Origin of the sequence: Zeimonas arvi (genome assembly GCF_008039575.1) — a bacterium.
GTDB lineage: Bacteria > Pseudomonadota > Gammaproteobacteria > Burkholderiales > Burkholderiaceae_E > Zeimonas > Zeimonas arvi.
In genome coordinates, this window is the sequence record NZ_VDUY01000001.1 from 858,148 (window position 1) to 883,939 (window position 25,792).

General features: G+C 67.9%; 22 protein-coding genes, 1 tRNA gene and 2 pseudogenes. 10 read left to right on the plus strand and 15 right to left on the minus strand.

Translation table 11 applies throughout. The annotated features are described in order from the left end of the window. Positions 1-229 precede the first annotated feature (229 nt). From obgE to rplU, 3 genes and pseudogenes are all read right to left on the minus strand, one after another. Positions 230-1,297: pseudogene (gene obgE, locus FHP08_RS03975) on the minus strand (GTPase ObgE); the annotation flags it as partial. 61 nt (positions 1,298-1,358) lie between these two features. After that, positions 1,359-1,622: a 50S ribosomal protein L27 gene (gene rpmA, locus FHP08_RS03980; protein ID WP_147702983.1), complete on the minus strand. Its 264-nt coding sequence runs from the start codon at positions 1,620-1,622 to the stop codon at positions 1,359-1,361. Between the two features lie 143 nt (positions 1,623-1,765). Further along, positions 1,766-2,074, minus strand: a pseudogene (gene rplU, locus FHP08_RS03985) (50S ribosomal protein L21); the annotation flags it as partial. 168 nt (positions 2,075-2,242) lie between these two features. On the opposite strand from rplU, the gene FHP08_RS03990 reads away from it, so the two are divergent. The 6 genes from FHP08_RS03990 (at position 2,243) to FHP08_RS04010 (ending at position 6,028) form a co-directional block, all read left to right on the plus strand. Further along, positions 2,243-3,238: a polyprenyl synthetase family protein gene (locus FHP08_RS03990; RefSeq protein WP_147702985.1), complete on the plus strand. Its 996-nt coding sequence runs from the start codon at positions 2,243-2,245 to the stop codon at positions 3,236-3,238. A 91-nt stretch (positions 3,239-3,329) separates the two neighbouring features. Beyond that, positions 3,330-3,406 (plus strand) — tRNA-Pro (locus tag FHP08_RS03995). Between the two features lie 219 nt (positions 3,407-3,625). Then, on the plus strand, positions 3,626-3,793 hold the full coding sequence (locus tag FHP08_RS18395) for a hypothetical protein (protein WP_187272156.1): 168 nt from the start codon (positions 3,626-3,628) through the stop codon (positions 3,791-3,793). 95 nt (positions 3,794-3,888) lie between these two features. Further along, on the plus strand, positions 3,889-4,422 hold the full coding sequence (locus FHP08_RS04000; RefSeq protein ID WP_147702986.1) for a hypothetical protein: 534 nt from the start codon (positions 3,889-3,891) through the stop codon (positions 4,420-4,422). Next, positions 4,419-5,546: a helix-turn-helix domain-containing protein gene (locus FHP08_RS04005; RefSeq protein WP_147702987.1), complete on the plus strand. Its 1,128-nt coding sequence runs from the start codon at positions 4,419-4,421 to the stop codon at positions 5,544-5,546. Before FHP08_RS04000 ends, FHP08_RS04005 begins: the two co-directional genes overlap by 4 nt. Further along, entirely contained in the window at positions 5,543-6,028 is a 486-nt protein-coding gene (locus FHP08_RS04010; RefSeq protein ID WP_147702988.1) for a hypothetical protein, read from the plus strand. Before FHP08_RS04005 ends, FHP08_RS04010 begins: the two co-directional genes overlap by 4 nt. Here FHP08_RS04010 and FHP08_RS04015 read toward each other — a convergent pair. The 3 genes from FHP08_RS04015 to FHP08_RS04025 all read right to left on the minus strand — a co-directional run bounded on the left by FHP08_RS04015 (position 6,025) and on the right by FHP08_RS04025 (position 9,224). Continuing rightward, the gene (locus tag FHP08_RS04015; protein WP_225879015.1) at positions 6,025-7,155 is read right to left on the minus strand and encodes a hypothetical protein; all 1,131 of its coding nucleotides are present in this window, start codon (positions 7,153-7,155) and stop codon (positions 6,025-6,027) included. The genes FHP08_RS04010 and FHP08_RS04015 overlap by 4 nt on opposite strands. A gap of 153 nt (positions 7,156-7,308) precedes the next feature. Beyond that, positions 7,309-8,337: a TerC family protein gene (locus tag FHP08_RS04020; RefSeq protein ID WP_147702989.1), complete on the minus strand. Its 1,029-nt coding sequence runs from the start codon at positions 8,335-8,337 to the stop codon at positions 7,309-7,311. A gap of 317 nt (positions 8,338-8,654) precedes the next feature. Next, positions 8,655-9,224 carry an NADPH-dependent FMN reductase gene (locus FHP08_RS04025; protein WP_147702990.1) on the minus strand — a complete coding sequence of 190 codons (570 nt, stop codon included), beginning with the start codon at positions 9,222-9,224 and terminating at the stop codon, positions 8,655-8,657. Between the two features lie 216 nt (positions 9,225-9,440). Between FHP08_RS04025 and FHP08_RS04030 the strand changes: the two genes are divergently transcribed. From FHP08_RS04030 to FHP08_RS04040, 3 genes are all read left to right on the plus strand, one after another. Then, entirely contained in the window at positions 9,441-10,616 is a 1,176-nt protein-coding gene (locus tag FHP08_RS04030; protein WP_147702991.1) for an LLM class flavin-dependent oxidoreductase, read from the plus strand. A gap of 114 nt (positions 10,617-10,730) precedes the next feature. Continuing rightward, positions 10,731-11,678, plus strand: a complete 948-nt coding sequence (locus FHP08_RS04035) for a TAXI family TRAP transporter solute-binding subunit (protein ID WP_147702992.1) — start codon at positions 10,731-10,733, stop codon at positions 11,676-11,678. 104 nt (positions 11,679-11,782) lie between these two features. Then, entirely contained in the window at positions 11,783-13,660 is a 1,878-nt protein-coding gene (locus FHP08_RS04040) for a TRAP transporter permease (protein WP_147702993.1), read from the plus strand. A gap of 12 nt (positions 13,661-13,672) precedes the next feature. Here the strand turns inward: FHP08_RS04040 and FHP08_RS04045 are convergent, their stop codons facing one another. Both FHP08_RS04045 and FHP08_RS04050 read right to left on the minus strand, forming a co-directional pair. Further along, entirely contained in the window at positions 13,673-15,142 is a 1,470-nt protein-coding gene (locus tag FHP08_RS04045) for a TrkH family potassium uptake protein (RefSeq protein ID WP_147702994.1), read from the minus strand. A gap of 54 nt (positions 15,143-15,196) precedes the next feature. Further along, complete coding sequence (locus FHP08_RS04050) at positions 15,197-16,285, minus strand: mandelate racemase/muconate lactonizing enzyme family protein (protein WP_147702995.1); 1,089 nt, start codon at positions 16,283-16,285, stop codon at positions 15,197-15,199. Positions 16,286-16,376: 91 nt separating this feature from the next. On the opposite strand from FHP08_RS04050, the gene FHP08_RS04055 reads away from it, so the two are divergent. Further along, the gene (locus FHP08_RS04055) at positions 16,377-17,951 is read left to right on the plus strand and encodes an aldehyde dehydrogenase family protein (protein ID WP_147702996.1); all 1,575 of its coding nucleotides are present in this window, start codon (positions 16,377-16,379) and stop codon (positions 17,949-17,951) included. Between the two features lie 667 nt (positions 17,952-18,618). Here the strand turns inward: FHP08_RS04055 and FHP08_RS04060 are convergent. The 7 genes from FHP08_RS04060 to FHP08_RS04090 all read right to left on the minus strand — a co-directional run bounded on the left by FHP08_RS04060 (position 18,619) and on the right by FHP08_RS04090 (position 25,690). Then, positions 18,619-19,509: a branched-chain amino acid ABC transporter permease gene (locus FHP08_RS04060; protein WP_225879029.1), complete on the minus strand. Its 891-nt coding sequence runs from the start codon at positions 19,507-19,509 to the stop codon at positions 18,619-18,621. 79 nt (positions 19,510-19,588) lie between these two features. After that, the gene (locus FHP08_RS04065; RefSeq protein ID WP_147702998.1) at positions 19,589-20,473 is read right to left on the minus strand and encodes a branched-chain amino acid ABC transporter permease; all 885 of its coding nucleotides are present in this window, start codon (positions 20,471-20,473) and stop codon (positions 19,589-19,591) included. Positions 20,474-20,565: 92 nt separating this feature from the next. Further along, on the minus strand, positions 20,566-21,780 hold the full coding sequence (locus FHP08_RS04070; RefSeq protein WP_147702999.1) for an ABC transporter substrate-binding protein: 1,215 nt from the start codon (positions 21,778-21,780) through the stop codon (positions 20,566-20,568). A gap of 109 nt (positions 21,781-21,889) precedes the next feature. Continuing rightward, complete coding sequence (locus FHP08_RS04075) at positions 21,890-22,603, minus strand: ABC transporter ATP-binding protein (protein ID WP_147703000.1); 714 nt, start codon at positions 22,601-22,603, stop codon at positions 21,890-21,892. Then, positions 22,593-23,381 carry an ABC transporter ATP-binding protein gene (locus FHP08_RS04080; RefSeq protein WP_147703001.1) on the minus strand — a complete coding sequence of 263 codons (789 nt, stop codon included), beginning with the start codon at positions 23,379-23,381 and terminating at the stop codon, positions 22,593-22,595. The genes FHP08_RS04075 and FHP08_RS04080 overlap by 11 nt, the downstream gene beginning before the upstream one ends. A 97-nt stretch (positions 23,382-23,478) precedes the next feature. Next, the gene (locus tag FHP08_RS04085) at positions 23,479-23,889 is read right to left on the minus strand and encodes a hypothetical protein (RefSeq protein WP_147703002.1); all 411 of its coding nucleotides are present in this window, start codon (positions 23,887-23,889) and stop codon (positions 23,479-23,481) included. A gap of 10 nt (positions 23,890-23,899) precedes the next feature. Then, a complete protein-coding gene (locus FHP08_RS04090; protein WP_147703003.1) occupies positions 23,900-25,690 on the minus strand; it encodes an IlvD/Edd family dehydratase in 1,791 nt (596 codons plus the stop codon). Positions 25,691-25,792: the final 102 nt, after the last annotated feature.

The following is a 25,792-nucleotide window of genomic DNA, read 5'->3' on the forward strand; positions in this document are numbered from 1 at the left end:
GTCAGCCACGCTCGATGTCTCCGCCCGCCTCGTCGGCGCACGACCGCTCGTCGGCGCCGCCGAAACCGTCGGCGCGGGGCGAATCGTGGCTTGCGCGCTCGATGTCGGGATTGCCGCGATCCGGCAGCGCCGCCGCGTGCTCGATGTCGCGGTTGCCGCGCTCGGCCGACTCGCTCAGCGCCGCGCCGCGCGGGCCGAAGCGGGGATCGTCCACCGCCGGCGCATCGCGGTCGAAACGCACGTCGACCACCGCGGGCTCGGGTTCCCTGATGGACTCCAGGTACTCGTTGACCGCCAGGCACAACGGCTCGCAACCTTCGCGCGTGAGACCGGAAACGGCGAACACCCGCTCGACCGGGATCGCGCTGCGGCCGCGGCCGCGATAGCGCTTCACGAAGTCGGCAATGCGCGCCTCGCGTTCCTCGGGCGGGATCATGTCGATCTTGTTCAGCACCAGCCAGCGCGGGCGGGCGGCGAGATCCGGATCGTACTTGCGAAGCTCCTTCAGGATCGCGCGGGCGTCGCGCGCCGGCTCGGCGCCGGGGTCGACCGGCGCCATGTCCACGAGGTGCAACAGCAGGCGGGTGCGCTGCAGGTGGCGCAGGAAGCGGATGCCCAGCCCCGCGCCCTCCGCCGCGCCTTCGATCAGGCCGGGAATGTCGGCCACCACGAAGCTCTTGCCCGCGCCGACCCGCACCACGCCCAGGTTGGGATGCAGCGTGGTGAACGGATAGTCTGCGATCTTGGGCCGCGCGTTGCTGATCGCGGCGATCAGCGTGGATTTCCCGGCATTGGGCATGCCCAGCAGGCCGACGTCGGCCAGCACCTTCAGCTCCAGCTTGAGCCGGCGCTGCTCGCCCGGCGTGCCCGGCGTGCACTGCTTCGGCGCCCGGTTGGTGCTCGACTTGAAGTGGATGTTGCCCAGCCCGCCTTCGCCGCCCTTGGCGAGGCGCACGCGCTCGCCGTGACGGGTCAGGTCGAACAGCAGCTCGCCGCTGTCCTCGTCGATGACCTGGGTGCCGACCGGCACGCGGAGCTCGACATCCTCGGCGGCCGCCCCGTACTGGTCGGAGCCGCGGCCGCGCTCGCCGTTGCGGGCCTGGTACCTGCGCTGGTAGCGGAAATCGACCAGCGTGTTGATGTTGCGATCGGCCGTGGCCCAGATGCTGCCGCCGCGGCCGCCGTCGCCGCCGTCGGGACCGCCCTTCGGGATGAACTTCTCGCGACGGAACGACACGATCCCGTTGCCGCCGTCGCCGGCGATGACCTCGATGTGCGCTTCGTCGATGAACTTCATTCCAGACCCCCAGACGAAAAAAGCCCCGCGCTGCGGGGCTTTCGTGCCGAACGCAGCAGGATTACTGCTGCAGCGGCTCGATGCTGACCGTGCTGCGCTGCTTCTCGCCCTTCACGGCGAAACGCACCTGGCCGTCGACCAGCGCGAACAGCGTGTGGTCCTTGCCCCGGCCGACATTCTCGCCGGCATGGAAGCGGGTGCCGCGCTGGCGCACGATGATCGAGCCCGCGCTGACGGTCTGGCCGCCGTATGCCTTGATGCCGAGCATCTTCGGCTGGGAATCGCGGCCGTTCCGGGTGGAACCGCCGCCCTTTTTCTGTGCCATGGTATGTGACTCCTGACTTGATCGGGGACGGCTTACTCGCCGGCCGGCTGCGCTGCCGCGGGGGCTTCGGCCCGAACCGGGTGGTCGGCCCGAACCGGGTGGTCGGCCCGAACCGGGAGGTCGGCCTTCACCGAACCGGCCGCCGACGTGATCCCGCTGATGAACAGCTCGGTGTAGTTCTGGCGGTGGCCCTGCTGCTTGCGATAGTGCTTGCGGCGACGCATCTTGAAGATGCGGACCTTGTCGTGCCGGCCCTGGGAAAGCACCGTCGCCGAAACCGTCGCCCCTGCCACCAGCGGCGTGCCGACCGAAAGCTGGTCGCCTGCGCCGACCGCCAGCACCTGGTCGATCGTGATTTCAGCTCCGATGTCCGCCGGTATCTGTTCTACTTTGAGTTTTTCGCCGGCAGCGACTTTGTACTGCTTGCCGCCGGTTTTTATGACCGCGTACATGGGAACCTCTTCAATCAAAAGAACACCCGCCGACCCAGCGCGCCCGCCGCAAAGCGAGCGCAATCCCGGCCGCCGGGAACCGAAAACCCTATATTGTCCTTCAAACTCGGCCGTGCGTCAAAGGCTCTGGCAGTCCGTCTATAATCGGCCGGCCCTCACGGCTTGCCGATGAAACCCGCCGAACTCTTCCCTGCCCTCGCCCCCGACCTGGCCCAGACCGACCGCGTGATCCGCGAGCGGCTCGGCTCCGAGGTCGCCCTGATCAATACGGTCGCCGACTACATCATCGGCGCCGGGGGCAAGCGCCTGCGGCCGGTGCTGCTGCTGCTGGTGTCCCGGGCGCTCGGCTACCGGGGGCCCGGCCACCACTGGCTGCTGGCCGCGGTGGTGGAGTTCATCCACACCGCCACGCTGCTTCACGACGACGTGGTCGACGAGTCCGCCCTGCGCCGCGGCCGCCAGACCGCCAACGCCGCCTTCGGCAACGCCGCCTCGGTGCTGGTGGGCGACTTCCTCTACTCGCGCGCCTTCCAGATGATGGTCGAGGTGAACGACATGCGCATCATGCGCGTGCTGGCCGACGCCACGAACACCATCGCCGAGGGCGAGGTGCTGCAGCTGATCAACTGCAACGACCCCGACACCGACGAAGGCCGCTACCTGCAGGTCATCCGCTACAAGACCGCGCGCCTGTTCGAGGCGGCGGCGCAGATCGGCGCCATCCTGTGCGCCTCGAGCCCGGAAGTCGAGACCGCGGCGGCCGCCTATGGCCGCCACCTGGGCACCGCCTTCCAGCTGATCGACGACGTGCTCGACTACTCCGGCATCACCGCGGACATCGGCAAGACGGTCGGCGACGACCTGCGCGAAGGCAAGCCCACGCTGCCCCTGATCCACGTGATCGCGCACGGCAACCAGGCCGAGCGCACGCTGGTGCGCGAGGCCATCGAGCAGGGCCACACCGAGGCCTTCGACCCGATCCTGGCCGCGATCCGGCGCACCGGCGCGCTGGACTACACCCGCGAAAGGGCCCGCATCGAGTCGGCATCGGCGCTGGCCGCCCTGGAAACGATGCTCGCCGGCAGCGCATCCGACGACTCCGCTTCCGCCTGCCGAGAAGCCCTGCTATACTTGCCGACTTACTCGATCTCGCGGGATCGCTGAAGGCGCGTCAGGCGCCACGTTTCAGCCCCCGCGGCAAGGGCCGGTTCTCCCGACGCCAGCGGCCCGAGCAAGCGGATCGACGCACCATCATCGGGGTGTAGCTTAGCCTGGTAGAGCGCTACGTTCGGGACGTAGAGGCCGGAGGTTCGAATCCTCTCACCCCGACCAAGATTTTTCTTCTAGACTGGGCACTATTCGGTGTCCGATCTGCTTTGTGGAAACCCGTCCGGCACCCAGCCGTGCCAAATCTGTGCAAAAGCGCGTCGGTTGAGCGGACGGAACGCATCCGTCTTCACCTCTGCTGAGCAGGTATGCGGGAAATTCTCAGTCCGTATACCACCGCTTGGTCTGCCTCCACGGTTCCTTCCAGCCTGAGGACACCGTCAGATGACCATCACCAATCGAAGCCGCTTCGTCGCTTCCGTCAAGAACAACGAGGCGCTCCGACTCGAATTTCCATTCGACAAAGCCCAAGGGAAGTCCGGCAGGGCGAACGCCGAATCGTCCGCCGCAACGCCGGCGGCCGCGAGCAATAGGCTCTTGCGCAAGAATTAGTACTGGTTAAAAATACAGGTACGCTACAAAGGATAGTTATGCCTAGCTACATCTTCGTGTCGCCTGGTTCCGACCCAGGAGCCGGGCTCGCCCTCGTGGATCCGATGCTCAGCTCCTCGAAGCCCTCCATGGGCACGTGCAGGCCAGACCTGAGGCGCATGGTGAAGCCGGGAGACCACATCTTCGTGATCAGCGGGAGCCGCGGGCGGACCATCCCCCAATACGTCATCGGGGGCATGCAGATCGACAAGAAGCTCGATGACCAGCTTGAGGCGCTCCGGCATCGCCCCGAGAACGCGGTGCGCTTCGAGGGCACGCAGCGGGCCGGGAACATCATCGCCCTGCCGGACGGAACCCAACACCCGCTCGACGACCACGACAAGCGCGACCGCGAAAAGTTCGAGAGCCGGATCAAAAATTACATCTTAGGCAAGAACCCGGTGATGCTCGTAACTCCGAAGGAGGTCGAGATCGGCCGCGACCGCTCGGTAGGCATCCTGTCGAACATCTTCGACGTCCCCGGGCATCGCATGCAGCAGGTAGTCGGACGGGGGCGCAAACTGTCGCACGCCCAAGTCGACCAGTTGCTGCGCGCGCTCGACGACATCAAGCGAGAGGCGCGCTCGTGACCAACATCGCTGCCCACATTGCGAGCAAGAATCTGACCATGGAGAAGGCGGCCAAGAAGGCCGGCATGACTCCCGAGAGGTTCAAGCAAGTCGCGGGTGGCGCAAAGGCAACGCTGGGGGAGATGCGCGGCATCGCTAAGGCCTTGCAGGTCCCGGTATCGAGCCTCATGGAGCGCGAGCGCGAGGCTGCCGAGCCGATCAAGATGCTGTTCCGGCAGACGTTGGAGCAGCGAGAAGCCGTGGAGGTCGCGTCTTATGTCGACGTGCTCTCAGCCCAGGTCCGCGACGCGCTCTCCATCGCCCATGGGCTGCGCTCGGATCTCGCTTGGCTGGACCTCTTTCGCGGCATGGCGCCGGTGCCTGCGAACGCGCCTGGTTTCGCGGATTTGTTCCGCAAGGAATTCGGAGGTATCGACGACTTCGAGCCATTCCCGCACTTGGCGCAGGCCCTCGCCGCCTTGGGCGTGCTGCTGCTCTTCTCGCGCGACCCTACGGTCGAAGGAGTGTCCGCCATCGTGGAGGGCCACGCGATCGTGGTGATCGGACCGCGCACCTTCAAGCCGCGCATGCTGTTCACCGTCGCCCACGAGCTCGGGCACCTAGTCGCTCATCACGACCGCCGCGCCCAAGGCTACGCACATTTGGACAAGGAGGCCGACTGGTCGCGAAGCCCACGGCGCGCCGAGGAGAAGTTCGCCGATGCCTTCGCCTCTGCCGTCCTGCTGCCCCAGCACGGCGTGCTCAGCGCTCTGAAAGTCGTGCGCGAGCAACTCGGCATCTCGCAGCAGCCCTTGGGCGCCGCGGAGATCGCTTGGATCGCGCATCTGTTCCACGTCAGCTTCGAAGTCGCCGCTAGGCGCTTCGAATCGTTCGGATTGCTGCCCGCCAGCGGCGCGCGCGCCTTCTATCAGCGCCTGCAGGATGACTTTAAGAACCCTGAGAAATTCGCCGCCGACGTCGGCGTCCCGGCGCGCCAAGAACTAATCATCGAAACGACGCCCGCGCTCTTGCAGTCCGCCGCGGCGAAAGTGAGAGCCGGCGAGCTGTCGCTGGGGAAAGCCGCGGAACTGCTGAACGTTCCGGTCTCGGCCATCGTGCTCGCGAACTCGGAAATCAGCGCGTGATCGTCGTCCTCGACGCCTCCACATTGATCAACCTAGACAACGGCGAGGTCCTCGCCGAGGTTCTCTCGCTTCCAGGCAGGATTTTTCAGATCAGTCCGGAAGTCCGGCGCGAGTCGCGCACCGTCGTCAAGGCGATCAAGGCTGCCGTCGAGCGCGGAGATCTGGACTGGGTGGACGACACCGCGATCGACGCCGGGGAATATGAGGACGCGCTTGCCGTTTGGGAGCTGGGTCCGGGCGAGACCGAGTGCATCCTGGCCGCGAAGGCCTTGGACTGCTCGGTCGCCTGCGACGATGGGGCTGCCCGTAGGGTGGTCGAGCGCGAGATAGGCATTGCACGCATGACGGGAACCGTGGGCCTGCTTCGCGAGGCCGTCGTCGTAGGGCTGTTGACAGCGGAGGAGGCGTTTGCCGCCTACGAGCAGATGAAGCGCCTGGGGGGCTTTCTCCCCAAGAAGTCGTTGGCCGACTTCCAGCCCTAGATCGTCTCGGGGCGCAGCCCGAGCTTGTCCTCGCGCACCGGGCCGGTGGCGTTCAGCCCGAGCTTCCTGCGCAGGCCCACGAACGGGTTCCCAATCGTCTTCTTCAACTGGCCCGGGGCCTGGAAGGTTTCGCCGCACGAATGGCACTCGTGATCGACGTGGGGAGTGAAGGCGTGCTTGCCGCGCTCAAAGTGGGCCTCGCCGCAGTGCGGGCACGTAAGATCCACGACGCGGCATTCCAGGTGAGGCATGGCCGACTGGGCCATGTAGGTCCGAACCTGCTCAGGATCCAGCTTGATGCCGTCGATCGTGACCTTGGCGTAAGTCTCGTCGACGTCGGGTATCTCCTGGTCGGCGGTCTTGAAGGCGTGCAGGTGAATGCCCGTCATTTCGGGATCGGACGACGTCCACAGGATCGCGGGATTTGATCCCCAAATCTGGATGCCGCCCGGGTAGTCGCGCTGCTTGATCGAGATCGAATCGGGAGCCTTGCGCTTCTTGGTGGGCCTCGCGCCTAGCATGTGGCGCAGTTCGGCGATGGGATTGCCGACTCCCACGGCAGTGTCCGAGAACTGGCGGCCGCACCCGTGGCACTGGTGCTTGCGGTGCGAGTGCACGGCGAACCAGTCGCGGTCCAGGTGTGGGAAGCCGCAGTAGACGCACCTGACCGAGATCGTCTCGAAGCCGAAGACGCCGGAGACCATGTAGTTGATCGCGTCGATCTCGTCGACGTCGACCCAGCCATCCGAGAGCAGGTCCGCCTGGAGGGGAATGCGCAGCCGGCGGTAGGTCCTGTCGATGTCCTTGAGGCCGCCCTTTGCGGATCTGGCGTGGACGTGGATGCCGCGATCGGTCGGCTGGCTGGTCGTGTCGTAGACGGCCGGCACCGACCCCCACAGGGCGACGCCGCCGGGGTAGTCCGCGAAGTCCAGGTGCAGCGTCTCTTCAGCCGTGATCGGCGGATCATCCGCCGCGACACACTGCTCCGCAGCCACTCCGTACTTGGCCGTTGCGTTGGCGTGGTGCTCCAAGCACCAATAGCGGATCCCGCCATCTCGGCGCTTTCCGACAGCGACGATCTTACAGCCCATGGGCGCATTATCGCGGAGGAGCGCGGCGCGCTCCATCCCGCCGGGCTCGCCTCCGCTCGCAATCGAAACCCTTAGATGTTACATCCAAGCCTCCCGATGAATACTCGCTTTCGCGAGTATTCATCGCCACCTGCCTTCAAGCAATTCTGCATTTGACTCCGGACACTACCAGCGTGCACGCCGAGCCGATCAGCGCCCTTCCTGTGCCGCCTGCGCCTCGCGCTTCTTCGCCCCGAACGGGTAGGCGCTGCCCGCCTCGCCCGGCCGCGCCGGGATCCGCAGCGAGAGCAGCATCGTGACCGCCAGCGTGGTCACGGTGAAGCCCAGCGACCAGACGATCGGGATCTTGTAGACGTCGATCAGCAGCATCTTCGTGCCGATGAACACCAGCACCACCGCCAGGCCGTAGGACAGGAGGTGGAAGCGCTCGTGCATGCCGGCGAGCAGGAAGTACATCGCGCGCAGGCCCAGGATCGCAAACACGTTCGAGGTCAGCACGATGAAGGGATCGGTGGTGATCGCGAAGATCGCCGGGATCGAGTCGACCGCGAACACCACGTCGACGATGCCGATCAGCAGGATCACGACGAACAGCGGCGTGGCCATGCGCACCCCGTTCTCCATCGTGAAGAAGCGCTCGCCGTCGTAGCGCGGCGAGATCTTCATGTGCCGGTTGATCCAGCGCAGCGCGGGGTTCGAGTCGAGGTCGGGCTCCTGCCCGGCGGCCCACCACATCTTGATGCCGGTGAAGACCAGGAAGGCGCCGAACACGTACATGACCCAGTGGAACTGCGAGATCAGCCAGGCGCCCACCAGGATCATGACCGCGCGCAGCACCAGCGCGCCGATGATGCCGATCATCAGCACCCGCTTCTGGAACTCGGCCGGCACCGCGAAATAGGTGAACAACATCAGGAACACGAAGATGTTGTCGACCGCGAGCGCCTTCTCGACCAGGTAGCCGGTCACGAACTCCAGCGCCTTGGCGTCGGCCAGCGCGCTCGCGGCCTCGTCGGTGGACGTGCCGCCCAGGTACCACCAGAGCCAGCCGACGAACACGAAGGAGACCGCGACCCAGATCAGGGACCACACTCCCGCCTCGCGCATCGAGACGGCGTGCGCGCCCTGGCGGTTCATGGCGAAGAAGTCGATCGCGAGCGCGACCAGAACGAAGACCGCAAAGAGCGACCACAGCAACGGCGTGCCGATGGAGATCATCGGGAAGACCTTTTCACCGACCTGGCAGGGGCCGGACGACGGTTTTGTCGAAGGTCCTCACTGGTCTTGCCAACCGCGCGCCCGAGCGCTGCGGATCACGACACCGGGCGCCCGGTCGGTTGCCAGCCCGACCGGCACCGTAATGACGATGCCGCGGCGCCGGGATCCTGCGACCCTGCGCCGGCTACTCCCCTGGAGAGGAGCGCGGATTGAACCAGCCGCCCCGCAGTGCCGTCAACGAAGCCCTGCGGCACGTGGGGGCATTCCCGGCATCCGGGGCCGGGAAGCCGCGCGTTCCTCGACCGCGCCGCCTCGGGTCACCCCCGCCGCATCGTCCGGGCGAACGCGACGACCTCGTCGGCGACCAGCTCGCAGGCGCGGATCGCAGCCAGATCGGCCTCGATGCCGTCGCCGCCGAATGGCCGCGACCGCGAATTGAGCGCTGCGCCGTAGGGGGTGGGCCAGCCGCGCAGCGCGTGGACGATCGCCCGCAGCGAGGCCATCGTGGAGCCCAGGGCCTGCGGGCCGTCGGCACAGACGATGCAGCCCACCGCCCGCCCTTCGAAGTAGACGCGGGCGTCGTCGCGCATGTCCTCGACGAAGTCGATCGCGTTCTTCACCAGGCCCGAGATCCCGCCGTGATAGGCGGGGGTCGAGATGATCACGCCATCGGCGCTCCGCAGCGCCGCGACCAGCGCCCGGGCCTGCTCGCTGCGGTCGGGACGCGAGGGGTCGTAGGGCTCGGTCGGCATCGCCCCGGCGCCGAAGGCCATCGTGGCGCATCCCAGCGCTTCGGCCCGTCGCAGCGCGGTCGCGACAGCGCGCTCGGAGGTCGATCCGACCCGCGTGGTTCCGCCGATGCCGACGATGAGGGGTGATTCCGACATGCGATTTCCTTCCCGATCGATTTGCCTGCGAACGATAACCGCGCAAGGCCGGAGCATGCCGCGTGCCGTGCCGGAAACGGTTCACCCACCCCCTGGCGCCCGGGGATTCTGTGGACATCGCGAACCGCGGCGCGATATAAGCGAGCGGGCAGAGCCGAAGACACATTCGGCAGGGCGTTCCGTCCGGACAGACTACCCCACCACGAGGAGCACACGATGACCCACCGCATGCGCTTCGGAATATTCCTGGCGCCCTTCCACAAGCCCGGCATCAATCCGACCCTCGCGCTCGAGCAGGATCTGGAGTTGATCCAGTGGCTGGACCGCTGCGGCTACGACGAAGCCTGGTGCGGCGAGCACCACTCCGCCGGCACCGAGATCAGCGCGTCGCCCGAGATCTTCATGGCGGTGGCCTCGCAGCGCACGCGGCACATCCGGCTCGGCTCCGGGGTGGTCAGCGTCTCGTATCACAACCCGCTGTGGGTCGCCGAGCGCATCGTGCAGCTCGACCACCTGACCCGCGGCCGGGTCATGCTCGGCGTGGGGCCGGGGTCGCTGCCGAGCGACGGGATCATGATCGGCCTGTCGCAGTCGCAGACCCGGGGCCTGCTCGAGGACGGGCTCGGCGTCATCATGAAGCTGCTGACCTCCGAGGAGCCGGTCACCTTCAAGAACGACCGCTGGGACCTGCGCGACGCGCGGCTGCACCTGCGTCCCTACTCGAACCCGCTGTTCGACGTGGCGGTGGCGGCGGTGGCGTCCCCGACGGGCCCGAAGCTCGCGGGCATGCACGGCACCGGCCTGCTGTCGATCGGCGCGACCACCGCGGCCGGCTTCGACGCGCTGGCACTGCACTGGAACGTGATGGAGCAGCAGGCGGCCCACTACGGCACGAAGGTCGATCGCAGCAAGTGGCGACTGGTGGGCCTGGTGCACTGCGCCGAGACGATGGACCAGGCGTACCGCGACGTCGAGTACGGCATCGAGCACTGGTTCAACTACTTCCAGGCGGTGGCGGCCTTCCCGCAGATGGCGGTGCCGGGCAGCAACATCAAGGAGATGGTCTCCTTCATCAACGACTCGGGCTTCGGCGCGATCGGCACGCCCGACATGGTCACCGCCCAGATCGACCGGCTCTGGAAGCAATCGAACGGCGGCTTCGGCGCCTACCTGATGCTGGCGCACAACTGGGCGAACTTCGACGCCACCCGGCGCAGCTACGAGCTGATCGCACGCCACGTGTTCCCGCGCTTCCAGGGTCACCACGAGCCCACGATGGCGGCGTCGGCGCGGGCGCGCGCCGCTCGCCCCGAGCTGGCGGCGGTCCACTCGAAGGCGGTCGAGGACGCCACGCAGCGGTTCCAGGCCGAGACGGCCGCGCGCGGCGGCTGAAACGGCGAGGCCGGCCGGCGGCAACGCGACCGGCCGACCTGTAATACCATGCGCCTCGAGGACCCGCGCTTGCGCGGCCGTCGCCCGCTCTGTACACAAAGAGGAGACAACACGATGAGCGTCAAGACCAGGAAGATCGCAATCGCCGCCGCCATGGGCGCCACCATGCTCGCCGCCGGCGCGGCCCAGGCCCAGCAGGTCCGGCTGATGACCGGCCCTCAGGGCGGCTCGTGGTACCCGCTCGGCGGCGCCATGGCCAACATCGCCGACAAGACCGCGGGCATCAAGATCCAGGTGCTGCCGGGCGCGGGCATCGCCAACGTGAAGGCGGTCGAGGCGGGCAAGGCCGACATGGGCTTCGGCAACTCGATCTCCACCGTCGACGGCGTCGCGGGCCGCGCGCCCTTCGACACCGCCACCAAGAACGTCTGCAACGTGGCCACGCTGTATCCGCAGTATCTGCAGATCGTCGCGAACGCCGATTCCGGCGTCAACACGCTCGCCGATCTCAAGGGCAAGCCGATCGCGGTCCAGCCCAAGGGCAACACCGCCGAGTTCATCACGGTGCAGGCGCTCGAGGTCTACGGCCTGGGCTACAAGGACATGGCGCGGGTGAGCCACGTGTCCTACACCGACGCGGTCTCGCTGATGAAGGACAACAACGCGCAGGCCTTCACGCTGGGCACCACGATCCCGGCCTCGTCGGTCATGGACCTGGCCTCGGCCCGCGACATCAAGCTGATCCCGATCCCGGACGACAAGTTCGATGCGATGCGCAAGCTGAATCCGGGCTACACCAAGCTCACGATCCCTGCCGGCACCTATCCCAAGCAGGACAAGGACGTGCAGGCCGTCGGCTACGCCACCCACCTGATCGCGCGCTGCGACCTCGACGAGAAGGTGGTCTACAACGTGCTGAAGGGGATGGTCGCGAACAACGCCGACCTGACCGCGATCGCCAAGGTCATGGGCAAGACCACCCCCAAGGTCATGGCCGAGGACATCGGCGTGCCGATGCACAAGGGCGCCGCCAAGTTCTACAAGGAACAGGGCGTGATGTAAGCGCCCGGGCCGCCCTCGCGGCCATGCGGCCCGCCGTCGGACGATTGGCCTGACGGCGGGCCGCCGTCGTTTTTCCTTCCGGTACCTGCCCAGGACGCCTGACGATGTTCACGCTGCCCGCCTCCCTGACTCGATGGCTGCTCACGCTTACCGGCGTCGGCATGTCGGTCTTCCATCTGTACGTGGCCCAGGTCGGGCCGCCCGACGCCTATGTGATGCGCGGGCTGCACCTGGCCTTCGCGATGGTGCTGGCCTTCCTGATGTTTCCGGGTTTCGGCCGGCGCGCGCCCACCGCCTTCGACCTGATCCTGCTGATCGCCGCCGCGGCGTCGGCGCTCTATCCGACCTTCAACCTGCAGTACATCCAGAACCGGATGTACTACGTCGACGACCCGATCGTCCTCGACTACGTCTTCGGCGGCGGCCTGACCCTGCTGCTGCTCGAGGCGACCCGCCGCGCGACCGGCTGGGCGCTGCCCATCACCGCGCTGGCCTTCCTGCTGTACGGCCTCACCGCAGGCAACCAGTCGATCGGGATCATGCTCGACCAGCTGTACCTGACGACCGAGGGCATCTTCGGGATCCCGCTCTACGTGTCGGCGACCTACGTGATGCTGTTCATCCTGTTCGGCGCCTTCGTCGAGCGCAGCGGCGCCGGGCAGCTGTTCATGGACTTCGCGCTCGCGCTGGCCGGCCACACCTCGGGGGGGCCCGCCAAGGTCGCGATCATCACCAGCAGCCTGTTCGGCACGGTGTCGGGCAGCGCGGTGGCCAACGTGATGACCACCGGCACCTTCACCATTCCGCTGATGATCCGCACCGGTTACCGGCCGGCCTTCGCCGGCGCGGTCGAGGCGGTGGCCTCCACCGGGGGCCAGCTGATGCCACCGATCATGGGCGCGGCGGCCTTCGTGATGGCCGAGTTCCTGGGGGTGTCCTACCTCACGGTGGCCACCTTCGCGATCCTGCCGGCGATCCTCTATTACCTCGCCGTGTTCATGGCGGTGCACTTCGAGGCCCGCCGCGTGGGTCTGGTCGGGCTGCCCAAGCCCGACCTGCCGCGGGTGGGCCAGGTGCTGCGCGAACGCGGCCACCTGTTCCTGCCGCTGGCTATCATCATCGGCGTGCTGCTCGCCGGCTTCAGCGCCGCCTTCGCCGCGCTGTGCGGGATCGCCTCGGTGGTGCCCACCACCTGGCTGCGCGCGAACACCCGCAGGACCTTCACGATCCCGGTGATCATCGACGCGCTCGAGGCCGGCGCCAAGAACACGGTGATCGTGGCGCTGGCCTGCGCCTGCGCCGGCATCGTCATCGGCACGATCACGCTGACCGGCCTGGGCCTGAGCTTCACCGGCGTCGTGCTGGCGCTTTCTCAGAACTCGCTGATCCTGGCGCTGATCCTCACGATGGCCGCCGGCATCGTGCTGGGCATGGGCCTGCCCACCACGCCCGCCTACATCGTGCAGGTGGCCTTGCTGGTGCCGGCGCTGGTCAAGCTGGGCGTGCAGGTCGAGGCGGCCCACCTGTTCGTGCTGTATTTCGCGGTGCTGTCGGCGATCACACCGCCGGTGGCCATGGCGGTCTACGCGGCCAACGGCATCTCGCGCGCGGGCCTGATGGAAAGCAGCTGGGCGGCGGTCAAGCTCGGGCTCACCGGGTACATCATCCCCTTCATGTTCGTGTATGGCCCGTCGCTGCTTCTGATCGGCGAGGCCTCCACGATCGCGCTGACCATCGTGAGCGCCACGGTGGGCGTGATGTGCCTGGCCGGGGGCCTGCACAGCTACTTCTTCTTCGGCGCCACCCGGATCTGGGAGCGGGCCATGCTGATCGGCGCGGCGTTCGCGCTGATCAAGCCGGGCATCGTGACCGACCTGATCGGCGCGGGCCTGATCGCCGCCACGGTCGCCAGCCAGCTGATGATCTCGCGGCCCGTCACGCCGGCCGCCGCGGCGGCCGGGAAGGCCGGGTCGACGGGCTGATGCAAGCGGCGCTCAGCGCCGCCAGAAGCCCGGCGTGAGCAGCACCAGCAGGCTGAACATCTCGAGCCGGCCGAGCAGCATCGTGATCGTGCAGATCCAGGTCTGGAAGTCGGTCAGCACTGCGTAGTTGCCGGCCGGGCCGACCGGCCCCAGGCCGGGGCCCATGTTGTTGACGCTGGCCAGGATCGCGGTGAAGGCAGTCACCGGGTCCAGGCCCGAGAAGATCAGCGCCAGCGTCGTCACGATCACCGTGCCGCCGTACATCAGCATGAAGGCGAGCACCGAGAACACCACCTTGTTCTCCACGGACACGCCCTCGACCTGCAGCGGCAGCGTGGCCTTCGGGTGGTGGATTCGGGCCAGCTCGCGGGCCGCCTGCTTCGCGAGGATGATCGCCCGGATCATCTTGATGCCCGCGCCGGTCGAGCCCGCCGAAGTGGCGAAGCACGACAGCAGGATCATCAGGATGGGCGCGAACACCGGCCAGGTGGCATAGTCGGTCGACGCGAAGCCGGTGGTCGACGCGATCGACACCAGGTTGAAGCTCGCGTAGCGCAGGGCCTCGAGCGGGTCCGCGTAGACCTCGAGCCACCACAGGTAGATCGCCACGAAAAGGCTCGCGCCGATCATCGTGGCCAGCGTCATCCGGGTCTCGAGGCTGGCCAGGATCGGGCGCAGCGATCGCCGATAGACCGCGATGAAGTACACCGCGAAGTTGCAGCTCGCCGCCAGCATGAAGAACACCGCGATCCACTCGAGCAGCGGCGACTGGAAGTGGCCGAAGCTCGCGTCGTGGCTCGACAGCCCGCCCAGGCTCATCGTGGTGAACATGTGCATCCACGCGTCGGGCCAGTCCATGCCCCCGGCCCGATACGCCACCACGCAGGCCAGCGAGATGCCGCAGTACACGCTCCAGAGGCCCTTGGCGGTCTCGGTGATCCGCGGGGTCAGCTTGGTGTCCTTCAGCGGGCCGGCGCTCTCGGCGCGGAACAGGTTCATGCCGCCGCTGCCCACCAGCGGCAGGATGGCCACCGCCAGCACCAGGATGCCCATGCCGCCGATCCACTGCATCAGGCAGCGCCAGAAGTTGATCGACGACGGCAGCGCGTCCAGGCCGGTGAGCACGGTCGAGCCGGTGGTGGTGAGCGCGGACACTGTCTCGAAGTAGGCATCGGTGAAGGACAGCGGCGTACCGGCCTGCCCGAACCAGAGCAGCAACGGCAGCGTGCCGAAAGCCGGCAGCCCCACCCAGACCATCGAGACCAGCAGGAAGGCGTCGCGCGCATGCAGCTCGCGCCGGTGGCGCCAGGTGGCCGCCGCGAGCAGGCCGCCGCCGGCCAGGGTGGCCAGCATCGCCTCCAGGTAGACGTCGGTGGCCCCGTCGGCCTGGGCGAGCGAGTCGAGCAGCGGAACGCCCATCGTCAGGGCGAAGACGATGGTCAGCAGTCCGAAGACGTTCGCGACCGGAAGCAGGTGCCGCACGAAGCAGGATGCGGGAGGAAAGCCGGGATTATGCGCCTTCCCAAGCCGGCTGCATCAGGCGCGGCAGCGCGCCAGCGCGTCCCAGTCGAGCTCGATGCCATGACCTGGCCGGTCCGGGGCGATCGCCTTCCCGTCGACGATCCGGAGCGGCTCGGCCACGAATCGCTCGAGGCCGAAGCCGTGGGCCTCCAGCCAGCTGCGGTTCGGGCAGGCGGCCAGCAGGTGCACCGTGACTTCGTGGGCGCCGTGCGAGGTCACCGGCAGGTTGAAGGCCTCGGCCAGGTGGGCGATCTTCATGAAGGCGGTAACGCCGCCGCAGTTCGTCACGTCGGGCTCCGGGAAGCTGACCCCGCCCGCCGCGATCAGCTGCCTGAACTCCCAGACGCTTCGCAGGTTCTCGCCGGCGGCGATCGGCAACCCGCCCTCGCGAAGCACCCGCGCGTGGCCGGCCGGGTCGTCGGGCACGATCGGCTCCTCGAGCCACAGCGGCTCGAAGGGCTGCAGCGCGCGGGCCGCCCGGATCGCCTCGTCGATGCCCCACTTCATGTTGGCGTCCACCATCAGCGGGAAATCCGCGCCGAGGTGCCCGCGCATGGCCCGCACGCGCTCGACGTCCTCGGACAGCCGATCACGGCCCACCTTCATCTTGATCGCCCGGAAGCCGCGGGCGAGGTTGCGCTCGGTCTGCGCGATCAGCGCGCCGACGTCGAGCTGCAGGTCGATGCCGCCCGCGTAGCAGGGCACAGCCGGATCGAATCCCCCGAGCAGGTTCCAGAGCGGGAGCGCGGCGCGGCGCGCCTTGAGGTCCCACAGCGCGATGTCGGCCGCCGACAGCGCGAGCACCGCCGCGCCGCCCCGTCCGCCGTAGTGCAGCGCCCACCAGCACTCGTGCCAGCGACGGGCGATGTCGTCCGCCTCGCGCCCGCGCAGCAGTTCGGCGATCTCGACGCGCAGCGTCGCGGCGATCGCGGCGCCGTTGCGGCCGACGGTGAAGGTGTAGCCGAACCCTTGCGCGCCGTCGGCGTCGCGGATCCTGACCGTGTTCAGCTCGAAGGCGCGGATGTCGCCGTGCGTGCTGTCCGCGATCTCGGTCTCCGGGGCAATCCTGAAATGTCCTGTTTCGATCGATTCGATCCTCGCCATGGGCGCCTCCCTCGCTGTCGGCTTCTCACCCCCGGTTATACCCGCTCGCGCTGCTAACATCGACCGATCCCTTCCCGTGGAGACCGATGCAATGACCGAGCAGACCTACAAGCTCACCTACTCGACGATGTTCGACCCGCCCGCTTCGCTGCACGAGCGCTTCGACGCCGCACTGGGCGAGGCCCGGGCGACGATGGGCGCCGAGCACGCGATGCGCGTCGGCGCGCACGCGGTGACCGCCGACGATTGCTTCGAACTCCGATCGCCGATCGACCGCGAGCTGCTGCTCGGCCGCTTCCAGAACGGCACGGCCGCGCACGCCGGCCAGGCGGTCCGCGCCGCGCGCGAGGCCTTCCCGGCCTGGTCCCACACGCCGTGGCGCGAGCGCGTGGCGATCCTGCGCCGCGCGGCGGCGCTGATCGAGGAGCGCGTCTGGGCGATGTCGGCCTGCCTGTCCATCGAGGTCGGCAAGAACCGGATGGAGTCGCTGGGCGAGGTCCAGGAGACCGCCGACCTGATCGCCTGGTACTGCGACCGGATGGAGGAGAACGAGGGCTTCGACCGGCGCCTGCCCAACGACCCGCTGACCGGCTTCACCAGCCACAACCGCACACGGCTGCGCCCCTACGGCGTCTGGGCGGTGATCGCGCCTTTCAACTTCCCGTTCGCGCTGGCCGGCGGGCCGGTCGGCGCCGCGCTGGTCACCGGCAACACCGCGGTGTTCAAGACCGCGTCCGACACCGCCTTGAGCGGCACGCTGCTGATGCAGGCCTTCCGCGACGCGGGCCTGCCCGACGGCGTGCTGAACCACGTCACCGGCCCCGGCAGCACCATCGGCGAGGCGCTGGCCAGCCACCCCGATGTCGCCGGCATCACCTTCACCGGCTCCGCGCAGGTCGGCATGTCGATCGCGCGCGAGTTCGCCGGAGGCCGCTGGCCACGGCCCTGCATCGCCGAGATGGGCGGCAAGAACGCGGCCATCGTCAGCGACCGCGCGGACCTCGAGCGCGCGGCAGCCGGCATCGTGCGCTCCGCCTTCGGCCTGCAGGGCCAGAAGTGCTCGGCCTGCTCGCGCGTCTACGTGCAGCGCGGCGCGGCCGCCGAGCTGCGCGACCGGCTGGTGGCGCTTACCGACGCCATCAAGGTCGGCGACCCGACCCTGCGCGAGAACTGGATGGGCCCGGTGATCAATCGTTCGGCCCGCGAGCGCTTTCGCCGCGCGGTCGACGCGATCGGCGAGGCCGGCACCATCCTGGCTGGCGGTCGGCTGCTCACCGAAGGCGCGCTGGAGCGCGGCTGGTTCGTCGCGCCGACCGTGGCCGCCGCGCCGCGCGACCACTACGTGTGGCGCGAGGAGCAGTTCGCCCCGCTGGTGCTGATCGACGAGGTCGAATCGGTCCACGAGGCCATCGCCCTGGCGAATGCATCGGACTACGGGCTGACCGCCGGCTTCTACGGCGGCGCCGACGAGATCGACGGCTTCCTGGACCGGATCGAAGCAGGCGTGGTCTACGTGAACCGCCCGCAGGGCGCCACCACCGGCGCCTGGCCCGGCTACCAGCCCTTCGGCGGCTGGAAGGCCAGCGGCAGCACCGGCAAGGCGATCGGGTCGTTCTGGTACCTGCCCTTGTACATGCGGGAGCAGTCGCAGACGGTGGTGGACTGACTCGGCTCGGCTCGGCTCGACCTCGACCTCGGGCTCAAGCTCGAGCTCGACGGGCGGCGCGGCCCAGGCGGGCGCCTCGCGCTTCGGGCCTGCCGCGACGGCGGTCCGGCCAGACGGCCGGACTACCCTCGCTGCTCGGAGTCGCGGCCCGGCGCGCAACTCACTTCGCTCGCTGCGCTCGCTTCGTTCGGACAGGCGCGCCGAGTCAGTTGTGGAGGCGCGCTGCGCGCGCGGGCCGCGGCTCCTGCGCGGCTCGGCGCCGTCGAGGCAGGCCCGAAGCGCGAGGCGCCCGCCTGGGCTGGATGCGATGGCGGCTCGAGCCAGACCGGGCCAGGCCGGGCCGAGCCGAGCCAATCTGAGCGAACCAGGTCAAACCGAGTCAACAATCCCGCAGCCGACAAAGAGGCCGGCGGCGGGGGCGCCTGCGTCGGTCCGGGGGATCAGGACCCCGCGTCGAGCAGCACAGCGCTTGCGGCCCGCGCGCGCAGCGCGCTTCGTAAAATCCGACTTGGCGCGCCTGTCCGAACGAAGCGAGCGCAGCGAGCGAAGTGAGTTGCGCGCCAGGGCCGCAAGCGCGAGCAGCGCAGAGCAGTCCGGCCAACAGGCCGGACCGCGGGTGCCGCCCGGACCGAGGCAGGCGCCCCCGCCGCCGGCCCGAAACGAAGCCTCAGAGCGGCTTCTTGATGATGTTCGCGATCTCGCCCACGATGCCGCGCCGGAAGGCCAGCACGCAGATCACGAAGATCAGGCCCTGCACCACGGTGACCCAGGCGCCGAGCTGGGCCAGGTAGTTCTGCATCGTGACGATGACCGCCGCGCCGACCACCGGGCCGAACAACGTTCCCAGGCCGCCCAGCAGGGTCATCAGCACGACCTCGCCGGACATCGACCAGTGCACGTCGGTCAGCGAGGCAAGCTGGAAGACCAGCGCCTTGGTGGCGCCCGCCACGCCCGCGAGCGTGCCCGACAGCACGAAGGCCACGTGCTTGTAGCGGTCGGTGTCGTAGCCCAGCGAAAGCGCGCGCGGCTCGTTCTCGCGGATGGCCTTGAGGATCTGTCCGAACGGGGAGTTGATGATCCGCCAGATCAGCAGGAAGCCGCCCAGGAAGATCACCAGCACGACCGGGTACATGCCGGCGGCGGTGCTCAGGTCGAACAGGCCGAACAGCTTGCCGCGCGGCACGGCCTGGATGCCATCCTCGCCGCCGGTGAACGGCGCCTGCAGGCTGAAGAAGAAGACCATCTGGGCCAGCGCCAGCGTGATCATCGCGAAGTAGATTCCCTGCCGCTTGATCGCGAGATACCCGGCGACCCAGGCGAGCGCCGCCGAGCAGGCAGTGCCCAGCAGGATCGCGATCTCGGGCGTGACGCCCCAGACCTTGGCCGCGTGCGCGGACACGTAGCCGGCCATGCCCAGGAACATCGCGTGGCCGAAGGAGAGCAGCCCCACGTAGCCGATCAGCAGGTTGAAGGCGCACGCGAACAGCGCGAAGCACATCACCTTCATCAGGAAGATCGGGTAGACGAAGAGCGGCGCGATCGCGAAGAACGCCGCCATCAGGACGAAGGCGATCTTCTGGTAGCGGTTGTCGCCGGTCGCGGCCGGCGCGAGGGTTTGCGTCTGAGCCATGACAGCCTTATTTCTGGGTTCCGAACAGGCCTGCGGGCCTGAGCAGCAGGACGATCGCCATGATCACGAAGATGACCGTGTTCGAGGCCTCGGGGTAGAAGACCTTGGTCAGGCCCTCGATCAACCCCAGGCCGAAGCCGGTCACGATCGACCCCATGATCGAACCCATGCCGCCGATGACCACGACGGCGAAGACGACGATGATCAGATCGGAGCCCATCTGCGGGCTGACCTGGTAGATCGGGGCAGCCATCACGCCGGCCAGCGCGGCCAGGCCGACGCCGAAGCCGTAGGTCAGCGTGATCATCCTGGGCACGTTGATGCCGAAGGCCTGCACCAGCGAGGGATTCTCGGTGGCGGCGCGCAGGTAGGCGCCCAGCTTGGTGCGCTCGACCACGAACCAGGTGCCGAAGCAGATCACGAGCGAGGCCACGACGACCCAGGCCCGATAGTTGGGCAGGAACATGAAGCCGAGGTTCTGGCCGCCGGTGAGCGCCGCGGGAACCTGGTAGGGCTGGCCCGAGGAGCCGTATTCGTTTCGGAACAGGCCCTGGATGATCAGCGCGATGCCGAAGGTCAGCAGCAGGCCGTACAGATGATCGAGCTTGTACAGGCGCTGCAGCATCGTGCGCTCGATGATGACGCCGGTGGCGCCCACGAGGATCGGCGCGATCAGCAGCGACCACCAGTAGCCGATGCCGAGCTTGTTCAGCAGAAGGTAAGCCACGAACGCGCCCATCATGTACTGCGCGCCGTGGGTGAAATTGATGATGTTCAGCAGGCCGAAGATGACGGCCAGGCCGAGCGACAGAAGCGCGTAGAACGACCCGTTGATCAGGCCGATCAGCAACTGGCCGAACAGCACTTGCGTCGGTATGCCGAAGATCTCCATCCGCGAAGCCCGTTGAAAGTGTCCTGGGGGTGCAGGGAGCCGCCGGGCGCGCTGCGCCCGGCGGCTGGTACGACTAGGTCAGACTTGCCTGATCACTTGACCAGCGGGCAACCGCCCTCGTTGATCGGGCGGAACGCCTGATCGGCCGGGATGGTCTTGCGGACCTTCAGCAGGTCCCACTCTCCCTTGGACTCGGCCGGCTTCTTGACCTCGACCAGGTAGGCCGGGTGGATCTTGCGGCCGTCGGCGCGGATCGAGCCCTTGCCGAACAGCGGATCGTCGGTCGGCATTTCCTTCATCTTCGCGATGACCTTGGTGCCGTCGTCGGTGTTGCCGGCCTCGACCGCCTTGAGGTAGTGCAGCACCGACGAATACACGCCGGCCTGGACCATCGTGGGCGGCTTGCCGCCGTGAGCCGCCATGAAGCGCTTCGAGAACGCCCGGGTGCCGTCGTTCAGGTCCCAGTAGAAGCTGGTCGTGAAGATCAGGCCCTGCGCGGTCTGCAGGCCGAGCGCCTTGACGTCGGTCAGGAACATCAGAAGGCCGGCCAGGTTCTGGCCGCCCGCGACGATGCCGAACTCGGCCGCCTGCTTGATCGAGTTGATCGTGTCGCCGCCGGCGTTGGCCAGGCCGATGATCTTGGCCTTGGAAGCCTGTGCCTGCAGCAGGAAGGACGAGAAATCCTGGCCCGGGAACGGGTGGCGAACCTTGCCGAGCACCTTGCCGCCGTTCTTGACCACGACCGCCTCGGTGTCGCGCTCGAGCGCATGACCGAAGGCGTAGTCGGCGGTCAGGAAGAACCAGGTGTCGCCGCCGGTCTCCACGATCGCCTTGCCGGTGCCGTTGGACAGCATCCAGGTGTCGTACGCCCAGTGGATCGTGTTCGGCGAGCAGGCCTTGCCGGTCATGTCCGAGGTGGCCGAACCCGAGTTCAGGTAGGCCTTGCCCTTGTCGCGGGTGACCTGGTTGACCGCCAGGCCCACCGACGAGGTCGGCACGTCGACGATCACGTCGACCTTGTCGGTGTCGTACCACTGGCGGGCCACGGTCGAGCCGACGTCCGGCTTGTTCTGGTGGTCGGCCGAGACGATCTCGATCTTCAGGTTGGCTTTCGACGTCTTCTGGAAGTCCTCGACCGCCAGCCTGGCGGCGACGACCGAGCCCGGACCCGCGATGTCGGCGTACAGGCCGGACATGTCGTTCAGGACACCGATCTTCACGACGCCATCCGAAATTTGCGCGGAAGCCGCGCCGGCGAGTCCGGCCAGCGCCGCACCGACCAGGACCGATGTGAGTTTGCGTTTCATCATTGTCATTCCTCCAGGACTAATCGGTCTCCAGACCGGTTCAGGCGCCCGTTCGGCGCGCCATTCTCTTCGGGCCCCGTCGGCGGCGCCCCGTTGTCGTTCGCACGCCTCAGACGCCGAGGTACTCGTGCAGCATTCCCATCTTCTGTTCGAGCTCGGAAGCCTCGAAGCCTTCGACGATGCGGCCGTGCTCCATCACGTAGAAGCGGTCGGCCAGCGGCGCGGCGAAGCGGAAGTTCTGCTCGACCATGATCACGGTGAAGCCCTTCTCGCGCAGCATGCGGATCATCCGGGCCAGCGTCTGCACGATGACCGGCGCGAGGCCCTCGGAGATCTCGTCGAGCAGCAGCAGCTTGGCGCCGGTGCGCAGGATGCGCGCCACCGCCAGCATCTGCTGCTCGCCGCCCGAAAGCCGCGTGCCGGGGCTGTTGCGACGTTCCTTCAGGTTCGGGAACATCTCGTAGATCTCGTCGAGGCCCATGCCGCCGGAGGCCACCGGCGGCGGCAGCATCAGGTTCTCCTCGCAGCTCAGGCTGGCGAAGATTCCTCGCTCCTCGGGGCAGTAGCCGAGGCCGAGCCGGGCGATAGTGTGCGGCGGCAGGTTCACCGCCTCGGTGCCGTTGATCATGATGGAGCCGGTGCGCCGGCCCACCAGACCCATGATCGACTTCAACGTGGTGGTGCGCCCGGCGCCGTTGCGCCCGAGCAGCGTGACCACCTCGCCGCGGTTCACGACCATGTCGACACCATGAAGGATGTGCGACTCGCCGTAGAACGCGTGCAGGTCGGCGATGCGCAGGAATTCGGTCTTGTCAGTGGCCATGGGACGCCCCCGCCAGAGCCTCGTCGGCGCTGCCCATGTAGGCCTCGAGCACCTGCGGATTCTTCGACACGATCTCGTACGGGCCTTCGGCGATGACCTGGCCGCGCTGCAGCACGCTGATCGTGTCGGCGATCGTCGAGACCACGTTCATGTTGTGCTCGACCATCAGGATCGTGCGGTTGGCCGAGACCTTCTTGATGAGCTGCGTGACGCGGTCGACGTCTTCGTGGCCCATGCCCTGGGTGGGCTCGTCGAGCAGCATCAGCTCGGGCTCGGTGGCCAGCGTGGTGGCGATCTCGAGCGCGCGCTTGCGGCCGTAAGGCAGCTCGACGGTGACGAAGTCGGCGTACTCGCGCAGGTCCACCATTTCGAGCAGCTCGAGCGCGCGGTCGTTCAGCGCATCGAGCATGCTGGCCGGGCGCCAGAAGTGAAAGGAGGTGCCCTGCGCGCGCTGCAGTCCGATGCGCACGTTCTCGAGCACCGTCAGGTGCGGGAACGTGGCCGAGATCTGGAAGGAGCGCACGACGCCGCGCCGCGCGACCTGCGCGGGCTTCTCGTAGGTGATGTCCTGGCCGTTGAAGAGGATCTGGCCCCGGGTGGGGATCAGGAACTTGGTCAGGAGATTGAACACCGTCGTCTTGCCCGCGCCGTTGGGACCGATCAAGGCGTGGATCTGCCCGCGCTTGACACGCAGGTTCACGTCGTTGACCGCCACGAAGCCGCGGAACTCCTTGACGAGGTTCCTTGTCTCCAGAATGTAATCGTTATTGCCTGCCATCTTGTCCGAGGTGGTTGCCGGTCGGGCGTTGCGCAGAGCGGCGATTATTGCGGGAAACCGGAACGGGCGCAAACGGACCCCGGCGACAAGGGGACATTCAGCCGTCGCGCGCGGGTGCGGCCAGATCGATCCACCATTGCGCGCCGCAGCGCGGGCACATCGCCCGCAGCCGGCCGGCAGGCGCATCGGCCACGCGAAAACCGTAGCGCAGGCACCTTTCACAGACTGCCTGCTCGCTGACCGACGCCGCCAGTGTCATCGAGACCCGGTAGCGCCGCCAGGCCTGCCAGCCCAGGGTCGCCGCCAGCGCGATCAGCAAGGCGTCGAACAGGAACTCGGACGCGCCGTCGCCCAGGGACAGCAGCTCGAAGCCGGTGGCCACGAAGATCATGGCCACGAAGCAGGCGACCAGCCAACCATGCGCAACGAGCAAGGTGCGCTCGTGCCAGCGCCTGAACCCCAGCCTGCGGATCCGCTCGGGAACCGACTCGGCCGGGGCCGTGCTCATGGCATGGCGCTCAGTGGTTGTCGCGCGGAACGCCGTGCGTCTGGTCGATCCGCTGGTAGCTGACCGCGAAATCGAGGCAGCCGCCGTCCTGGAGCTGGCCCACGGTCCGGCGGTGCAGCTCCTGCCAGGGCGTCTGGCTCACCAGCTCGGGCGGCCGCCAGGCCGCCTTGCGGCGCGCGAATTCCTCGTCGCTGATCAGGATGTTCGCGGACCGCTTGTTCAGGTCGATGCGCACCCGGTCGCCGGTCTGCAGCAAGGCCAGCCCGCCGCCCACCGCCGACTCGGGCGAGGCGTTCAGGATCGACGGGCTGCCCGAGGTGCCGGACTGGCGGCCGTCGCCGATGCAGGGCAGCATCGTGATGCCTTGCCTGACCAATGCGTCAGGCGGGAGCATGTTGACCACCTCGGCAGCGCCCGGATAACCCACCGGACCCACGCCGCGGATGAACAGCATGCAGTCGGCGTCGATCTTCAGCGACGGATCGTTGATGCGGTGGTGGTAGTCCTCGGGGCCCTCGAAGACGATGGCCCGGCCCTCGAAGGCCTCCGGATCGGCCGGGTTCTCCAGGTAGCGCTGGCGGAACTCGGGCGAGATCACCGAGGTCTTCATCACGGCCGACTCGAACAGGTTGCCCGACAGCACGGCGAAGCCGGCTTCGTGCAGCATGGGGTCGTCGTAGGTCCGGATCACGTCGTGGTTGGACGACGGCGTGTCGGCGTACAGCTCGCCGATGGGGCGGCCGGTCACGGTGATGGCCCCGGCGTTCAGCTTGCCGGCCTTCAGCAGCTCGTGCATGACGGCGGGCACGCCGCCGGCGCGGTGGAAATCTTCGCCGAGGTACTGGCCGGCAGGCATGCAGTTGACCAGCAGCGGGATCTCGTAGCCGATGCGGTCCCAGTCGCGCACCTCGAGCGGCACGCCGGCGTGGCGCGCGATCGCGTTGACGTGCGGCGGGCAGTTGGTGGACGCGCCCAGCGCGCTGGCGGCGACGATCGCGTTCTCGAAGGCCTCGCGGGTGAGGATCTTCGAGGGCCGCAGGTCCTCGTGGACCATCTCGACGATGCGCCGGCCAGTGTAGTAGGCCATCTGCCCGCGTTCGCGGTAGGGCCCGGGGATCGCCGCGCAGCCCGGCAGGGCCATGCCCAGCGCCTCGGCCATCGAGTTCATCGACAGCGCGGTGCCCATCGTGTTGCAGTGCCCGACCGAGGGGGCCGAAGCCGCGACCATCTCGAGGAACTGGTCGTAGTCGATGCGCCCGGCCGCGAGCTCCTGGCGCGCGAACCAGACCACGGTGCCCGAGCCGGCCAGCCCGCCGTTGTAGTAGCCGTTGAGCATGGGGCCGCCGGACAGGACGATGGCGGGGAGGTCGACGGTGGCCGCACCCATGATCATTGCCGGCGTGGTCTTGTCGCAGCCGGTGGTCAGCACCACGCCGTCGAACATGTAGCCGTACAGGCACTCGACCAGGCCCAGGTAGGCCAGGTTGCGGTCGAGCGCCGCGGTCGGCCGCTTGGTGGTCTCCTGGATCGGATGCACCGGAAACTCGATCGGGATGCCGCCCGCATCGCGGATGCCGTCGCGGATGCGGTTGGCGAGGTCGATGTGGTGGCGGTTGCAGGGCGACAGGTCGCTGCCCGTCTGCGCGATCCCGATGATCGGCTTGCCGCTCTTCTGGAGCTCCTCGAGCGTGAGGCCGAAGTTCATCATCCGCTCGAGGTAGAGCGCGGTCATCCCCGGGTTGTCGGGGTTGTCGAACCAGGCGCGGGAGCGCAGCTTGGGGGTCTTGCCGTCCTTGCTCATCGGGAGATCCTGTCGGGGGTTGTCGGCTGGCATCGTTGTGCCCGTCAGCCGGCCAGTGTAGCGCCGTGACGGCGCGCCGGGGAGCGGGTCGCGGCGCGCGCC

Excerpts from the sequence above, each read along its gene's own strand:
- FHP08_RS04040 (WP_147702993.1), top strand. The coding sequence starts at position 11,783 with ATGTTCACGCTGCCCGCCTCCCTGACTCGATGGCTGCTCACGCTTACC.
- FHP08_RS04020 (WP_147702989.1), bottom strand. The coding sequence starts at position 8,337 with ATGATCTCCATCGGCACGCCGTTGCTGTGGTCGCTCTTTGCGGTCTTC.
- FHP08_RS04025 (WP_147702990.1), bottom strand. The coding sequence starts at position 9,224 with ATGTCGGAATCACCCCTCATCGTCGGCATCGGCGGAACCACGCGGGTC.
- FHP08_RS18395 (WP_187272156.1), top strand. The coding sequence starts at position 3,626 with ATGACCATCACCAATCGAAGCCGCTTCGTCGCTTCCGTCAAGAACAAC.
- FHP08_RS04050 (WP_147702995.1), bottom strand. The coding sequence starts at position 16,285 with ATGGCGAGGATCGAATCGATCGAAACAGGACATTTCAGGATTGCCCCG.
- FHP08_RS04060 (WP_225879029.1), bottom strand. The coding sequence starts at position 19,509 with ATGGCGGCGTTCTTCGCGATCGCGCCGCTCTTCGTCTACCCGATCTTC.
- FHP08_RS03990 (WP_147702985.1), top strand. The coding sequence starts at position 2,243 with ATGAAACCCGCCGAACTCTTCCCTGCCCTCGCCCCCGACCTGGCCCAG.
- FHP08_RS04055 (WP_147702996.1), top strand. The coding sequence starts at position 16,377 with ATGACCGAGCAGACCTACAAGCTCACCTACTCGACGATGTTCGACCCG.
- rpmA (WP_147702983.1), bottom strand. The coding sequence starts at position 1,622 with ATGGCACAGAAAAAGGGCGGCGGTTCCACCCGGAACGGCCGCGATTCC.
- FHP08_RS04070 (WP_147702999.1), bottom strand. The coding sequence starts at position 21,780 with ATGAAACGCAAACTCACATCGGTCCTGGTCGGTGCGGCGCTGGCCGGA.
- FHP08_RS04065 (WP_147702998.1), bottom strand. The coding sequence starts at position 20,473 with ATGGAGATCTTCGGCATACCGACGCAAGTGCTGTTCGGCCAGTTGCTG.
- FHP08_RS04075 (WP_147703000.1), bottom strand. The coding sequence starts at position 22,603 with ATGGCCACTGACAAGACCGAATTCCTGCGCATCGCCGACCTGCACGCG.
- FHP08_RS04085 (WP_147703002.1), bottom strand. The coding sequence starts at position 23,889 with ATGAGCACGGCCCCGGCCGAGTCGGTTCCCGAGCGGATCCGCAGGCTG.
- FHP08_RS04080 (WP_147703001.1), bottom strand. The coding sequence starts at position 23,381 with ATGGCAGGCAATAACGATTACATTCTGGAGACAAGGAACCTCGTCAAG.
- FHP08_RS04030 (WP_147702991.1), top strand. The coding sequence starts at position 9,441 with ATGACCCACCGCATGCGCTTCGGAATATTCCTGGCGCCCTTCCACAAG.
- FHP08_RS04015 (WP_225879015.1), bottom strand. The coding sequence starts at position 7,155 with ATGGAGCGCGCCGCGCTCCTCCGCGATAATGCGCCCATGGGCTGTAAG.
- FHP08_RS04035 (WP_147702992.1), top strand. The coding sequence starts at position 10,731 with ATGAGCGTCAAGACCAGGAAGATCGCAATCGCCGCCGCCATGGGCGCC.
- FHP08_RS04090 (WP_147703003.1), bottom strand. The coding sequence starts at position 25,690 with ATGAGCAAGGACGGCAAGACCCCCAAGCTGCGCTCCCGCGCCTGGTTC.